Source organism: Amycolatopsis anabasis, from assembly GCF_009765355.1.
Classification (GTDB): Bacteria; Actinomycetota; Actinomycetes; order Mycobacteriales; family Pseudonocardiaceae; genus Amycolatopsis; species Amycolatopsis anabasis.
The window spans coordinates 169,222-182,708 of the sequence record NZ_VTHK01000006.1 but is presented as its reverse complement, the minus strand read 5'-3'; the positions used below and the strand labels follow the sequence as shown (position 1 = coordinate 182,708).

Below are 13,487 nucleotides of genomic sequence, written 5' to 3'. Positions count from 1 at the left end.
CAGGTGCCCGGACAGGCGGCCGCCGATGTTCTTCACCGCGATCCGCAGGGTCCCGGATTCGGTGGCGTTGGTCAGCGAGTACGCCCGGTGGGTGCCCAGTTCGGGGGCGCGGACCGCGATGTGCTGTCCCGGCCGGAAGGCGGGCACCGGGCCGCGGTCGACCGGTCGCAGGGTCAGCGACAGCGCCCCGTTCTCGACCGGTGACCGGCCGGTGATGCGGAAGGCGCGCCAGCCGGCCCAGTTCCCGGCCGAGGTCTCCTCGTCCCGGCGGAGGTCGCAGGCGACCGCGCGCAGCGGCACCGATCCGCTGACCGGGTCCCGCCTGCGGTCGGAGAGGGCCGCGTTGATGTTGCTCGTTTCCCCGCCCAGCGCGGCCAGGCCGGGGGTGGCGGGCGGGGGCGTGTCGTCCCACCAGCCGTGTTCGGCGATCACCACCTTGGGGTGCAGGCTGTCGTCGAACCGCACCCGCAGCCGCGCCTGCCCTTCCGGCGTGCGGATCACCGCCCAGTCGCCTTCGGCGAGGCCGCGCTCGGCGGCCAGTGCCGGGCTGATGTCGACCCCGGGATCGGGGGAACGCCGTCGCAGCGAGGCCAGCGAGCGCAGCGAGGAATGGGTGAAGTGCCCGTTCTTCGCGGTGGTGAGGACGAAGGGGAACGTCCCGTCGCCGGGCGCGATGTCGTCCGGTTCGGTGAAGGTCGGCAGGGCGGGCTGGCCGTGTTCGCGCAGCAGTTCGGAATACAGCTCGACGCGGCGGGTGCGGGTGGCGAACCCGGTGACCGTGCCGTCGGCGTGCTCGGTGGCGTACTTCCGGTCCCGCTGCCGGATCGGGATGCGGAAGCCCGCCGGATGGCGCCGCAGTTCTTCGACGGTGACCCCGAGCGGGGCGAGCTGGTGGTTCCAACCGGCGTCCAGTTCGCCGTGGAAGAACGCCTCGGCCATACCGAGCCGCTCGGCCAGCGCGAACACGATCTCGTAGTCGGACCGGGATTCCCCGGCCGGCGGCACCATCCGCGGCCGGAGCTGGACGAGTTCCTCCCCGTCCGCGCTGTTGTCGAAGCCGATCATCAAGCCTTCCCGTTCCGGTGGCGCGCACACCGGCAACAGGATGTCCGCGGTCGCCGCGGTCGGGTTCTCGAACATGTCGCACTGGACCTGGAACTCCAGCGCGCGCAGGGCCTCGCGGTTCTCGTCCGCGGCGCCCTGGGAGACGACCATGTTCGCGCCGAACCCGACCAGCGCGCGGACCCGGTACGGCTCGCCGGTCAGCGCGGCGCGCCGGAAGTCCCGCGCGGTCACATGCCCCTGCAGCGGCGGCCCGAGCGGCATCTCCCGCTTGCCGAGCGCCTTGTCCCGCTGCTCCGGGGGCAGGGCCGAGAAGTCCCCGAGCGGGTTCGGCCGGTGCTTGGTCACCCAGCGGAGCGCGCCGGGCTGGTCGTAACAGCCGAGCAGCGCGTACAGGACGCTGACGGCGCGCTCGGTCTGGGTGGCGTTGGTGTGCTGGCCGATCCCGGTCCACGAGTAGTAGGCGACCCGCCGGTATTTCGCCAGCATCGCGTAGAACTCGCGCACCGCGGACGGGTCGATCCAGGTGGTCTCGGCGACCCGCTCCAGCGTCCATTCGGCGGCGTGCGCGGCGAGCAGGTCGAACACCGGCCGGACGGCCCGGCCGTCCGGCAACCGGAACCGGCCGCGCAGGGCGACGGCGTCCGGTTCGCTCAGCGCACGGGTGGTGTCGTACCGCCGTGCCGACCCGGTTCCGCCGTCCCACACCAGGAAGTCGCCTTGTTCGCGGACGAGTTCGCCGGTGTCGTCGACGAGCAGGGGCGCGCTGGTCCAGGAGCGGACGAAGCCGGCATCGTAGGATTCGCCGCCGATCAGGTGATTGATCGCGCCGAGGGCGAGCACGGCGTCGGCGCCGGGGCGGATCCGCAGCCACTGGTCGGCCTGCTGGCCGCTCCCGCCGCGTTTCGGGTCGATGACCACCACCTTCGCGCCGTCGCGCCGCGCCTCGGCGATGGCGCTCGCCTGGGCGAGCCAGGTGCGGGCGGGATTGTGGCCCCACAGGATGATCAGCTCGGCGGCGCGGTAGTCCGGCGTCCCGATCCCCTGGCCGAAGGTGAACGCGTGCGCGAAGTTCTTGTGCCAGCCGCAAATCTCCGTCGCGTAGACGATGTTCGGGCTGCCGAACCGGTGCACGAACCGGTTGACCCACTCGCTGCCGTCGACCATCGGCGTGCCGCTCGGGGTGGTCACCGCGAACGCGACCGCTTCCGGCCCGCTTTCCGCGCGGATCGCCGCGAGGCGCCCGGCGATCTCGTCCAGCGCCGCGTCCCAGCTGATCGGCACCCAGCCCGGATCGTCGGCATCCTTCGGGTTCGTCCGCCGCAGCGGCCGCAGCAGCCGTTTCGGGCTGGCGGTCAGCTCCGGCATCGCCCTGCCCTTCGCGCACAGCGCCCCGCCGGTCGGATGCCCCGGCAGCGGTTCGACGGCGAGCAGGCGGTCACCGTCGACCACGGAAACCGAGCCGCAGTGCGATTTGCAGAGCGTGCAGTACCCCGGGATCCGGCGGGTCCCCGCCGAACCGGCATAGTCGTCAACGGCCGTCACGAGATCCACGATCCCGGCAACCGGCCGCGCGATCAAGTCCATTCCCGGCCGGGGCCTCCGCGGCGGTCGAACCGGTTCCAGGGGACCGGACAATCCAGTAAACTGGGCCGATGGCGGACGAGTCGGGTAAGTCGGGGAACTCCGACGATGAGCCCGACTACAAGAAATGGGCCGTCGGCATCGGTATGGTCGCCGGGATCGTCAGCGTCCTGGTGGGGCTGAACAGCTTGACCGGTTTCAATCTGTGGAAAGAGCTCACCTCTCCTTCTTCGACGTCGGCGGCCACGTCGGCTTCGGTGAGCGAGACGACCGCGACCTGGCGTATTTCGGCGGAGGAATCGACCGAGCGGTCGACGCCGACCACGACGGAAACGACCGAGACGACGGAGACAACGGAAACGACCGAAAGCACCCGGCCGACGCGGCCCGATTTCTCCGTGCGATCGTCGCAATGGGACGGGCCATGTGGTTATGCCTCGTGCTCGATGAGCGCTGTCTTCCGCAACAACGGCGGAGTGGGCAACGGGTCGGCGACGTTCTACGTTCTGTTGCCGGACAGAAACGAATTCCTCGCCCGCTGTTCCGCCGTCCTGCCGACCACTTCCGAGGACGGTGTGACCACCGCCGGATGCACGGCGAGCAGCGCCCCGCTGCAGCAGTACTTCCAGTCCTACCCCGGCGGCACCGTGCGCATGGACGTCAAAGTGGACAACTGAGGCCCAACCTGCGGGTTGTGGCATCGATGCGGTTGATGCCGACGGGATCGCCCGCGAGTCCCCCGTTCCGATCGCCGAGTTCCACACTCGGGCAAGTGAACTCCACACTCGGGCAAGTGAAATACACACTCGGGACCACCCGCGACACCGGTCGGATTCCCGGCGCCCACCGCGATCGGGAACCCGCGGACAACTCGCGTGCCCGAGTGTGCAACTCGCGTACCCGAACGTGCAACTCGCGTGCCTGAGTGTGCAACTCGCGGCGGCGGGCCGCGCCCGCCCGCGAGTCCCCCGTTCTGGTCGCGTGTGTTCCCCGTTTCGGTAGCCCGAGTTCCCCGTTTCGGAACCCGGCCAACGCGAAAGGTCGGGGAACCGCGAGGTCAGCGGGGTTTCGGGAAGGCGGCGCGCAGGCCGGATCCGTTGACGATGAAGGCGGCCGGGGCGAGGGTGAGCGCGCCGGCGATCTGCAGCGCGATGAACCACGGCGGGAGGGCACCGGGGATCAGGTCGATGGCGATGATCGCGATCGGCACGACGACCGAGATGACGCGCACGCGGAGGAAGGCCGATCGTGATCCCCGCGCGGCGAGGACGGTCAGCCAGTAGGTCGCCACGGCGCTCGCGAGCACTCCGCCGGTTCGGCCCCACATGAACGAAGTCACCTCTTTCCCGGCGATCGAGAGGAGGACGACCGCGATGAGGACCACGACGGCGAGCGCGCCGTAGGCCAGGACGAATTTCTGCACCTTGCCGAGCCGGGTGCGCGGGTGGTCGTGGCGGGTGGCCGTGGTGTGGTTGGTGGTTGCCATTTCGCTTTCTTCCCTTCGTGTTGTCCGGAGTGGTGTCGACGTTAGGAATCGCCGGGGCAGCCCGGTATGGGCCTGGACACACGGGTGGGTGGGGCTAGACCCACTCCGGGGCCGATCCGGCGGGAATCGGGCCCCGCGTGGTGCACAGTGGACACATCAAGCCGGTTACGGGGTGCGAAGGAAGGGTCATGCGACAGTGGGTGGCGAGCGCTTGCGCGGGGTTCGTGCGGGCGTGCGTTCTGGTGGTCGTCAGCATGCTGGTCCCGGCCGTGTGGGCGGCCGCCGTGGCGCTGACGATCTGGTGGGGAAGTCCGTGGGCGGGGATAGCGCCGTTCATCTGGGCCGTTATCGGCACGTTCGCCCTGTCCCGGCCGGTTTGCCGGATTTTCCGCGCCCTCGTCGCGAAGTGGACGGGCACCGCCATTCCCGCCGGATACCGGCAGGCCGGGCCGGTGACGCGCATGTCCACCGGGTACTGGTGGAACGGTTTCTCCTATTCGCGGTCCAGCCGGGATGCCCGGCAGGACCAGCGGTTGCGGATCCGGTGGCGCGATCCCGCCACCTGGCGTGACCTGCGGTTCACGGTGCTCGCGCCGGTCACCGTGGGCCTGCTCGCGGCCGTCCCGCCCGCCGGAGTCGTGGCGGCGGTGCTCGGGTTCTCCCACCCGGGGCTCCCCGCGCGCCTGATCGGGGTGCTCGGCTTGGCCGTGGCGATCGCCAGTGCCCCGTACGCCTGGCGGCCCGTCGAGCCGGTGGCCGCCCGCTTCCTGCGCGCGTCACCGGCGATGGCGCTGGCGGACCGGGTGGACGAGCTGACCGCCCAGCGCGCGGACACCACGATCGCGCAGGCCGCCGAAATCCGCCGGATCGAGCGGGACCTGCATGACGGAGCGCAGGCTCGCCTGGTCGCGCTCGGGCTCTCGCTGGCGACCGCGGAGAAGCTGATGGAAACCGATCCCGAGCAGGCCAAGGCGCTGCTGCGGGAAGCGCGGGCCGGCGCCACCACGTCCCTGACCGAACTCCGCGAACTGGTCCAGGGAATCAACCCGCCGGTGCTGAACGAGCGCGGGCTGGTCGACGCCGTTCGCGCGCTGGCCTTGGACAGCCCGCTGGAAGCGGCCGTCCACGCCGACGCTCCGCTGAGCCTGGACCCGCCGATCGAGACCGCCGTCTACTTCGGAATCGCCGAACTGCTGACCAACGCGGTCAAGCACGCCCACGCGACCCGGGCGCGGATCTCCCTTGCCCGGGACGAAACCGGCCTCGTGGTGGAGGTCGAAGACAACGGCCGGGGCGGGGCCGAGGTGCACTCCGGCGGTGGGCTCGACGGGCTGCGCCGCCGCCTCGCGGTCTTCGACGGCACCTTCGAGATCACCAGCCCGGCCGGTGGCCCGACCCGTGCGAGGATGATGGTGCCGTGCGAATCGTTGTAGCCGAAGACCTCTACCTCCTGCGCGACGGGATGGTCCGCCTCATCGAGGCATACGGGCACCAGGTGGTGGCGACGGCGACCACCGGACCGGAGACGCTCGACGCGCTGCTGAAGTGGCGGCCGGATGTTTCCATCGTCGACGTCCGCATGCCGCCGACCCAGTCGGACGAGGGCCTGCGGGCGGCGCTCGCGGCCCGCCGCGAAGTGCCCGGGCTGCCGGTCCTGATCCTTTCCCAGCACGTCGAACAGCTGTACGCCCGCGAACTCCTGGCCGACGGCGCCAGCGGCGTCGGCTACTTCCTCAAGGAGAGCGTGTTCGACGCCGATCAGTTCGTCGACGCCCTGGAACGCGTCGCCGGTGGCGGGACCGCCATGGACCCGGCCGTCATCGCGAAACTGCTGTCCAGCGGATCCTCGAACCGGCACCTGGATCGGCTCACCGAACGCGAGTACTCGGTGCTCAGCCTGATGGCCGAGGGACTGTCCAATCAGGCCATCGGCCGGCGGCTCTTCCTCAGCGAGAGCGCCATCGGCAAGTACACCACGTCCCTGTTCGGCAAACTCGGCATCACCGACGACGACAGCAACAACCGCCGCGTCCTCGCCGTCCTCACCTACCTGAACTCGTGAGTGTTCAGACCGGTTAGAGCGGACTTTTATTTGGTCACCTACTGGTGACCTGGCGTTTCCGTTCGACGAGCCGCACTTGGCCGACAAAGTGCGAAACCGCGCTGGGTGGTGGTGCTCGGAGGTACCCAATGCGGCGTTCGGTACCTTCAACGTCCCGAAAGCCACATTGGTGTCCTCCGAGTTCCCCCATTTCGGTAGGCCCCCGGGCGCCCCGACGAGCACGGCCTCGTTGCGGTCCCTCTTGGCCGACAAAGTGCGACGAGCATCGGGGTGGCAGCCAGGCGGCGCCTGCACGCCCAGACCGGTCACCGTCTCTTGTATGGGAACCAAGCCGGTTGGAACCGGCCGGAACACTCACGACCCTAGGGGCGGAAGGAACTCCAGGTGAGTTCGGGCAGGGGGCCGCTGGTGACGTTCAGGTCGGCGCGGGCGCGGGCGTAGAACTCGTTGCGCAGGCGCATGGATTGCTGGTAGGCATCGGCGAACGAGGAGGTGTCCGGATCCCCTTGGCGGAGCAGGATTTCCAGCCGCCAGACCTGTTCGTGCCACGCTCGTGCGGCGGCGATGGTCGCCGGTTCCCCGAGCAGCAGAACGGTTTCCCAGTTCAGCGCGCGTTCGGTTTCGGCCTCGGCTATTTCCGCGAATCCGGCCTCGAGGTCGATGGGCCGCCCGGTGGGGAGCAGGTCCTTGGTTTCGGCGATGCGGCGGCACAGCCGGACCATCTTCTTCACCGCGTTCGCGTATTCGGTGTACGCCTCCAGGCGTTTGTCGTCCCAGCGCGCGCTGTGCGCGCGCCGCCACCGGGTTCGTTCTATCGCGCTCGTCGCGATGAACGTGGCCGTGGAGCCGAGCAGGACGCCGGCGATGGTGAGGACCTGCGTGAGGATCGGGTTCACCCGGTCAGCGTGCCACGCGGATCCGCGCGCATCGCTACGCCGAATGGAGGCGGTAGCCGGAGCCGCGTTCGGTGGCGATCATCGGCGGGTCGCGCAGTTTCTTGCGCAGTCGCCCGATGACGAAGTTCAGGCTGTCGGCCGACGGCGGATCGTCCCAGCCGTGGCGCAGCAGGGCTTCGCGGGAGACGACCCGGCCCTGGTGGGTGGCGAGCAGTTCCAGCACCGCGAATTCGGTCCTGGTCAGGGTGAGCAGCGCGCCGGCGCGGCGCACCTCGTGCCGGGCGGTGTCCAGTTCCAGGTCGCCGCACCGCAGCACCGGCAGCCGGGCGGGCGCCGCGGACCAGCGCGACAGGCTGCGCACCCGGGCGACCAGTTCCGCCATTTTGAACGGCTTGACCAGGTAGTCGCCGTGCGCCAGCCCGGCCACGACGTCGCCCTGGTCGTCCAGCGCGGTGAGGAACAGCACCGGCAGGGTCCAGCCCCGGCTCTGCCGCTCCCGCACGTAGTGCAGCGCGTCGCCGCCGGGCACCTTGCGGTCGAGCACCGCGCAGTCGTAGTCGTTCACCGCCAGCGCCTCGTCCGCGGCGGCGAGATCCGCCACGGCGTCCACGGCCAGGCCGTCGCCGCGCAGCGAGCGGGTGACCGCGCGGCGCAGGTCCGCGTCGTCCTCCAGTACCAGTACCCGCACGGGTACCGAGCGTAGCTCACCCGGCGGCCGCGGCGATGTCTTCGGCGAGCAGGGTGCGAAGTTCGGTGGTGTCGGGCATCCGGCCGAGGGCACGCAGCCGCCGCGACTGCGCCTTGCGGGCGCCTTCGAACAGCCGCCTCGCGTCGCGGGCGTTGCCGAAGCCGGGCGTGTTCGCGATCCGCGCGAAGTGCTCGAGCAATACCGGCGTGGCCTCGGTGTCGAGCACGTATTCGCCGTCGGCGACCATTCGTTCGGTGATCCGCAGCAGATCGTCCGGGGTGTAGTTCTCGAATTCGATGGTCTTGGAGAACCGGGACGCCAGGCCGGGATTCGCGGCGAGGAAGTCCGCCATCTCACCGGTGTAGCCCGCGACGATCACGGCCACCTCGTCGCGGTGGTCCTCCATCAGCTTCACCAGCGTGTCGATGGCCTCCTGCCCGAAATCCCCGCTGCCGGCCTGCCGCGACAGCGTGTACGCCTCGTCGATGAACAGCACGCCGCCCTTGCACTCCTCGAACACCACCGCCGTCTTCTCCGCGGTGTGCCCGATGTACTGCCCGACGAGGTCGCGCCGCGACACCTCGCGGAACCGGCCGCCGCTGAGCACGCCGAGCTCCTCGAGCAACCTGCCGTAGGTCCGCGCGACGGTGGTCTTACCGGTGCCCGGCGCGCCCGCGAAGATCAGGTGGTGGCTCACCGCGCCCACGCTCAGCCCGGCTTTCCGGCGCCACTCGTTGACCTGGATCTCGTCGACCACCGACCGGACCTCGGCCTTCACCGCGGGCAGCCCGACCATGCCGTCGAGGTCGGCCAGCAAGCCGTCCAATCCCTTCTCCCGCACCGGCGACTTCGGCTTCGCGGCGACGACCGCCGGCGTCGCGCCTTCGGCGAGTTCCAGCGCGGGCTCGGCGGTGTTCTCCAGCGCGCAGTCCTCCACCAGGCCGCCGCAACCCGCGGCGAACGCGATCCCGGGACCGTTGACGTCGTGCACCGCCGTCCGCCGGATCGTCGGCACGCTCCGGTGCGTCACGGCGATCCCCGCGGCGGAGGTCCGGGCCACCGTGCAGTTCTCGATCACCGGCCGGGCGTACTGGTAGACGTAGATCCCGCGCTGCCCGCAGCCGTCCACCGCGCAGTCCCGGACCTCCGGGTCGGCGCCGAGCCCGAGCACCAGCCCGTCCCCGGCGATGTCGCTGATCGACGTCGAACCGAGGTGGCCGGAGGAACTCTCCACCGCGATGCCGAGTTCGGCGCCGGCGATCGTGCACCGTTCGACGGTGAACCGGCGGCAGCCGCGGATGCTGATCGCCGGGCCGACGCGGGAACTCAGCGTGCACCGGTCGACGGTCAGCTCGACTTCGTCCGCCTGCACGGCTACGGCCCCGGCGACTACCTCGATCCCTTGCAGCGTAAGGGATCCGTTGCGGGCGCGCAGGACCGGCCAGTCGGCCCCGGAGCCGTCGAGCCGCACCTCGGCGCCCTCGGCCGCCCGCAGGGTCAGCCGCCGGTCGAGGAGTTCGAAGGTCTCCTCGTAGCTGCCGCCCGCCACCGAGATGACGGCGTCGTCCGGCGCGACGCACACCGCCTCGCCGATGGTCGGGTAGGCGCCGTGCTTGCCGGGTTCGACGAGCAGCACGCGCGGCGCGGCCGCGGCGGTCACGGCGCGAGCCAGCCGCGGGCGACGGCCTTCGCCCCGGCCTGGAACCGGCTCGCCGCGCCGAGCCGGTTCATCAGGTCGGACACCGTCCGCCGGACCGTGCGCACCGACAGGCCGAGCCGGTCGGCGACCATGGCGTCGGTGCACCCGGTGGACAGCAGCGCGAGCAGTTGCCGTTGCCGCGCAAGGGGTTCGTCCGCCTCGGCCGGTGCCGCCGACGCCATCGGCACGCCACCGGACCACGTCCGCTCGAACAGTTCCACGGTCATCCCGACCACGCTGGGCAGGCGGAAGCTCGCCACCCCGGACACGTGGCCCGACGCGGTCCGGCCGACGGGCAGCACGACCGTGTGCCCGTCGACCACGAGCACGTCACCGGGCACCTTCGCGACGGTCCGCACCGCCGCGCCCGCCATCGCGAGCCCGGCCAGTTGCGGGGCCACGCCGGGCGCGATGCGCGCCGAGTCCGGGGCGAGCATCCGGTACCGGACACCGCGGCGCAGGTTCTCGTGGTCGATCGGGCGCGGCGTGCCGATCGGGTCGTGCCGCGCGGTCGCGCGGGTCGTCATCACCAGGACTTCGCGGGTGGCGGACGCGAGCAGGGCCTGCGGTCCGGCGCCGGACCAGGCGGACTCGCCGGTGCCCTGCGGCAGGCGTTCCAGGATTGCGGTCATGTCAGGGAACCTCCGATCGGAAGGGAGGCGGCCACCCCGTGGAGGTGGTCGCCGTCGAGCCGGGCGGGCCGGATGCCCGCGCGGGTGAGCAGGTGGGTCAGGTGCGCGGCGGCCACGTCGACCGCCGATTCGGTGGTCGCGGCGAGCCGCAGCACCGCGCCGGAGCGGATGCCACCCGGGGTGGGGCGGGCGTGACGGGTCACCGTGACCGCGACGCCGGGGGTGCGCGTGAGCAGGTCCGCGGTCAGCCGCGCGGCCTGGTCCCCGGTCAGCCGGGACCACCCCTCGAGGGTGAAGCAGGCTTGGGAAACCGGGCCGGCGCGCCAGAAACCCCATTCCTCGCGCAGTTCGTCGCGGCCGCCGGTGACGTGCGCGAGCGCGGCGACGGCGCCGAGCGCGGCGTCCTCGGCGAGCGGCTCGGTCGGCACCCCCGCCCGCTCCAGGGCCCGCCGGACGCGGCGCAATCCGTTGCGCAGGGCCAGCGCGAGTTCGTCGTCGGCGGGGGTGCCGGCGGTCCGCACCGCCTGCACGGCCACCCACACCTTGGGCGGCGTCCCGGGTTTCGTGCCGGTGTGGCACACCAGTTGCACGGCGAAGTCGTGCTCCTGGCCGTCGCCGCGCGGCAGCAGCGCGGCCGGGCCGGGGAGCGCCGCGACGGGGCCGGTCCCGCGCGGGCGCAGGATCGCGCTCACCCCGCCCGGATGGCTGAGGGTCAGCGCGGTGCCCTGGTTGGTTTCCAGCGTCCCGGCGGTCGTGCCCGGAAGCAGCATGCCCAGCAGCGACAGCGCCCTCGCCGCGGTCTGGTCGTGGCCGGGCAGGTCGTGCCGCCGGCCGCGCAGCAGGAACCGGGCGCGCAGCCCGGCCAGCTCGTACACCCAGTGCCCGCGGACGTGGACCGCGGTCAGCGCGAGCACCGCGGCCGCACCGGCGGACACGGCCGCCAGCACCGGCCACGGCTGCCGCACGCAGGACAGGACGCTCACCACCGCGATCTGCCACCAGACCACCTGGACCAGCCCGAGGCGTTCGGCGAACTCGGCCAGCCGGTCCTTCGACGGAGCGGGCGCGTGCGGGAGGGCGACCGGGGCGGGCGGGGGAGGCGGGGAAGGCGGCCGGGCCAACGGGGTTCGCGGTGGCCCGGGAAACCGCGGGGGCGGCTGGGGCGCCGCGACCGGCCGGGACGTCGCGGCCGCCGCCGCGGCCGACACCACGAGGACCGGTGGGGCGGGGACTCGGGCCGGGGTGGCCGGTTGTGGCCAGGTTCGCCCGATCGGCTCATCTTCGCCCGGCTTGGCGTTAGCGTACGGACCTGGCACCTCGGGATACACCGGTAGACCTCCTTTCCCGATCGCGGCTCGGCGCAGCCGCATACCATCACCACGAACATGAGGATTCGATGACAACGAGCCGTCCGGAGCGGGTGCTGGTGGTCGAGGACGACAACGACCTGCGCGCTTCGGTGTGCGCCGAACTGGGCGCGGCCGGGTACCAGGTGGCCGCGGCGGCCGATCTCGCGGCGGCGGACGCGATCCTGCGCCGGGGCGACCCCGACTGCGTGGTGCTGGACCGGATGCTGCCCGACGGCGACGCCCTGCATTACGTGCGCGCCCGCCGCCGCGACGGCTGGCCGGTGCGGGTGCTGTTCCTGACCGCGCGCGACACCGGCGGCGACATCTTCGACGGTTTCGCGGTCGGCGCCGACGACTACCTGGTCAAGCCGTTTCCGATGGCGGTGCTGACCGCGCGGGTGCGGAGGCTGACCCGGAGCGGCCCCGGCAGGCCGCCGATCCTGCGCTACGCCGACCTCGAGATCGACTGCGCCCGAAGGGAAACCCGGCGGGCGGGCGCGTTGCTGATGCTCTCCCACCGGGAGTTCGCCGTGCTCGAATATCTCGCCGTGCGGCCGGATCGGGTCATCACCCGCACCGAGCTGATCGAGCACTGCTGGGACGAGGACGCCGATCCGATGTCCAACGTCGTCGACGCCGTGATCGTGCGGCTGCGCCGGAAACTGGGCGCGCCCAACCTGATCCACGCCGTGCGCGGCCGGGGCTACCTGCTCGGCGGGGAGGGCTCATGAGGCGATCCGCGGCGGACCGGCTCCGCCGGCTCCGGCTGCTGCTGACCGGGATGTTCACCGCGATCAACGCGGCGGGGCTGGTGGTGTTCGCGGGGCTGGCCGTCGCCAACAACTCCGACCGGACCTGGTCGGAGCTGGACGGGGAGCTGTCGCGGGTCACCGCGGTCGCGTCCCGGCTGGTCCAGCTCGATCAGGGCACCCTCGTCACCGGGTACCTCCCCTCCGATCCCGCGAGCAACGAGTGCCCGCAGTTCGCCGTGCTGCCCGCGGGAGCCGGATCGTTCGCGCCGTACTACAGCGCCCGCACCTGCGTCCAAGTTCCCGCCGAAACCCTCGGCGGCCTCGCCGCCAAGGCCGCGGAAACGGGTTTCTCCCAGCACGGGACCGTGCAGCTCACCAACGACCGGGAGGTCCGGGTCCGCGCGGACCCGATCCGCAACAGCACCGGGCAGCACATCGGCGCGATCGTCGCGGTGGCGGACACCGCGAGCGCCCGCGCCGCGCACGTCCGGTTCGTGTGGCTGGTGGTCGGCGGCTGCGTCCTGCTGATCGGCGCCCTGGCCCTGGTCGGGCACGTGCTGTCCACCCGGGCGATCCGGCCCGCGGCCGCGGCGCTGGAACAGCAGGAGGTCCTGCTCGCCGAGACCGCGCACGATCTGCGCACGCCGGTCGCTTCGCTGCGCGCGGTGGCGGAGACCGCGATGCGCCATCCCGACACCCAGGCGGAGTTCGTGCCGCGCGCGGTGCAGCTCGCCGCCCAGATGGGCGACATCATCGAAAGCCTGCTGGTGCGGGCGCGGCTCGCCGCCGGGGTCGACCAGCTGGCCGTGCAGCCGGTGTGGCTCGACCAGCTCGTCGGCGTGCTGGTCGACGACACCGACACCACGGGCGCAAGCGTCACGGTGACCGCGGCGCCGACGCTGGTGCGGGCCGACCCGCAGCTGGTGCGCCGGGCGATCGCCAACCTGCTGGACAACGCCCTGCGTTACGGGCGCCAGCCCGGCCAGCCCGCGACCGTGCACATCACCGTCGCGAACGGCCGCGTCACGGTGGCCGACCACGGCCCCGGGGTGGCGGACGAACTGGCCGACGAGGTGCTCGACCGGTTCCGCTCGACCGGATCGAGCGGGCTCGGGCTGTCGATCGTGCGCTGGGTCGCGCAGGCGCACGGCGGGCGGCTGGACGTCTACAACGCCGACGAGGGCGGCGCGATCTTCGAACTGACCCTGCCGCTGGCCGAACCCGCCCGCTGACGGCCGTTTGGTGCCATGTCCGGGACCGCTCCCGAACGGGCTCGC

Annotated in this window: 11 protein-coding genes and 1 pseudogene; 5 read left to right on the top strand and 7 right to left on the bottom strand. The window is 71.9% G+C overall.

From position 1 onward, the window contains the following. Positions 1-342: 342 nt before the first annotated feature. Positions 343-2,649 (bottom strand): annotated as a pseudogene (locus FXO23_RS10435) (molybdopterin-dependent oxidoreductase); the annotation flags it as partial. A gap of 68 nt (positions 2,650-2,717) precedes the next feature. On the opposite strand from FXO23_RS10435, the gene FXO23_RS10430 reads away from it, so the two are divergent. Continuing rightward, the gene (locus FXO23_RS10430) at positions 2,718-3,323 is read left to right on the top strand and encodes a hypothetical protein (protein WP_158883365.1); all 606 of its coding nucleotides are present in this window, start codon (positions 2,718-2,720) and stop codon (positions 3,321-3,323) included. 380 nt (positions 3,324-3,703) lie between these two features. On the opposite strand, the gene FXO23_RS10425 is transcribed toward FXO23_RS10430, so the two are convergent. After that, positions 3,704-4,132: a hypothetical protein gene (locus tag FXO23_RS10425; protein WP_158883362.1), complete on the bottom strand. Its 429-nt coding sequence runs from the start codon at positions 4,130-4,132 to the stop codon at positions 3,704-3,706. 188 nt (positions 4,133-4,320) lie between these two features. On the opposite strand from FXO23_RS10425, the gene FXO23_RS10420 reads away from it, so the two are divergent. Next, the gene (locus tag FXO23_RS10420; protein WP_158883360.1) at positions 4,321-5,565 is read left to right on the top strand and encodes a sensor histidine kinase; all 1,245 of its coding nucleotides are present in this window, start codon (positions 4,321-4,323) and stop codon (positions 5,563-5,565) included. After that, positions 5,550-6,194, top strand: a complete 645-nt coding sequence (locus FXO23_RS10415; protein WP_158883358.1) for a response regulator transcription factor — start codon at positions 5,550-5,552, stop codon at positions 6,192-6,194. The genes FXO23_RS10420 and FXO23_RS10415 overlap by 16 nt, the downstream gene beginning before the upstream one ends. Before the next feature lie 362 nt (positions 6,195-6,556). Here FXO23_RS10415 and FXO23_RS10410 read toward each other — a convergent pair whose 3' ends face one another. The 5 genes from FXO23_RS10410 to FXO23_RS10390 are packed head-to-tail and all read right to left on the bottom strand — an operon-like array spanning position 6,557 to position 11,479. Continuing rightward, a complete protein-coding gene (locus FXO23_RS10410; RefSeq protein WP_158883357.1) occupies positions 6,557-7,090 on the bottom strand; it encodes a hypothetical protein in 534 nt (177 codons plus the stop codon). Between the two features lie 34 nt (positions 7,091-7,124). Continuing rightward, positions 7,125-7,778, bottom strand: a complete 654-nt coding sequence (locus tag FXO23_RS10405; protein WP_158883355.1) for a response regulator transcription factor — start codon at positions 7,776-7,778, stop codon at positions 7,125-7,127. Between the two features lie 16 nt (positions 7,779-7,794). Next, positions 7,795-9,438 carry a right-handed parallel beta-helix repeat-containing protein gene (locus FXO23_RS10400; RefSeq protein WP_158883353.1) on the bottom strand — a complete coding sequence of 548 codons (1,644 nt, stop codon included), beginning with the start codon at positions 9,436-9,438 and terminating at the stop codon, positions 7,795-7,797. Next, a complete protein-coding gene (locus tag FXO23_RS10395) occupies positions 9,435-10,109 on the bottom strand; it encodes a helix-turn-helix transcriptional regulator (protein WP_158883351.1) in 675 nt (224 codons plus the stop codon). The genes FXO23_RS10400 and FXO23_RS10395 overlap by 4 nt, the downstream gene beginning before the upstream one ends. Continuing rightward, positions 10,106-11,479: a hypothetical protein gene (locus tag FXO23_RS10390; RefSeq protein ID WP_218951942.1), complete on the bottom strand. Its 1,374-nt coding sequence runs from the start codon at positions 11,477-11,479 to the stop codon at positions 10,106-10,108. The genes FXO23_RS10395 and FXO23_RS10390 overlap by 4 nt, the downstream gene beginning before the upstream one ends. Before the next feature lie 26 nt (positions 11,480-11,505). Here FXO23_RS10390 and FXO23_RS10385 point away from each other — a divergent pair, with 26 nt between their 5' ends. Both FXO23_RS10385 and FXO23_RS10380 read left to right on the top strand, forming a co-directional pair. Beyond that, complete coding sequence (locus tag FXO23_RS10385) at positions 11,506-12,189, top strand: response regulator transcription factor (protein WP_179956738.1); 684 nt, start codon at positions 11,506-11,508, stop codon at positions 12,187-12,189. Next, positions 12,186-13,442: a sensor histidine kinase gene (locus tag FXO23_RS10380; RefSeq protein ID WP_158883347.1), complete on the top strand. Its 1,257-nt coding sequence runs from the start codon at positions 12,186-12,188 to the stop codon at positions 13,440-13,442. The genes FXO23_RS10385 and FXO23_RS10380 overlap by 4 nt, the downstream gene beginning before the upstream one ends. Positions 13,443-13,487 lie beyond the last annotated feature (45 nt).